The organism is Geobacillus sp. ZGt-1, from assembly GCF_001026865.1.
In the GTDB taxonomy this organism is placed as follows: domain Bacteria; phylum Bacillota; class Bacilli; order Bacillales; family Anoxybacillaceae; genus Geobacillus; species Geobacillus thermoleovorans.
In genome coordinates this window covers 92,184-93,069 of record NZ_LDPD01000008.1, presented here as the reverse complement: position 1 = coordinate 93,069, position 886 = coordinate 92,184, and the positions used below count along the sequence as shown (strand labels likewise).

The 886-nt window shown below is 53.0% G+C and carries 1 protein-coding gene and 1 pseudogene; one reads left to right on the top strand and one right to left on the bottom strand.

Going from position 1 to position 886, the window contains the following annotated elements:
• A pseudogene (locus tag VU18_RS21200) lies at nt 1-118 on the bottom strand (DUF445 domain-containing protein); the annotation flags it as partial.
• 126 nt (nt 119-244) lie between these two features.
• Here VU18_RS21200 and VU18_RS18960 point away from each other — a divergent pair.
• The coding region (locus tag VU18_RS18960; RefSeq protein WP_047757622.1) for a YheC/YheD family protein at nt 245-886 on the top strand (642 nt) is incomplete at its 3' end.

The following is an 886-nucleotide window of genomic DNA, read 5'->3' as shown; positions in this document are numbered from 1 at the left end:
CAAACACGTACATCGGCTCATATGGGCGAAACAGCATCACGATGGCGATAAAATTCGTCACCCCGCCAATGAGCGCCCCGACCGCCACCATAAACAGCAAATAAACGAACGTTTCCATCCTCTTCTCCTTCCGTCCCCGCCGCTGTCACCAAACGGCGTCCGTCATCATACGATGGCGATATAAACGTTTGCCTAATTGTTCATTATAGAGCTTGCCTGACGAATGCGCAAATGAGGGACTGCGATGAGCAAACAACGAACGATGGCTGTGCTGACGGAAATCAATGAAACAAGTGAACGGGCTGCCTTTGGATCCATCCATCATTTTTGCGAGGAATTGGCGGCATATGCTAGAAAGCGTGGTCTCTTTTTTTACGTGTCCTCGCCGGCGCTTTACTTAGAGGGAGTCGGCTATCAGTGGACCGAAAGCGGATGGGGCAAGCGGGACGTGCCTCCAGCCGATGTCGTTTACAATCGCCTTCACTCGCGCAAGCTCGAACGCTCCCCTTTGTTTGCCGAGCTGCTCGCTCGGCTTGCCGAAGAAAACGGGATGATGTTCAACCATCGCTTTTTGCATAAATGGGAAGTGCACTGCCATTTTGAGCGGCACGAGTACTTGCACCCGCACTTGCCGAAAACGGCGCTCTGGAGCGGTCAACATACGCTTGAGGCGTTCCTTGACGCTTTCCCATCCGTCTTTCTCAAGCCGATCTATGGCAGCCAAGGGCGAGGGATTTTCTGCCTCCAACATTCGGACGACGGAATTTGTCTTCGCCATTCCACTTCCGCTTCAACGGCCGTATATCGTTCGATGGACGCTTTAGCTTCCGCTTTGCGGCAACAAATCCGAACGCCGATGATCATCCAACAAGGGCTTGAGCTTCGC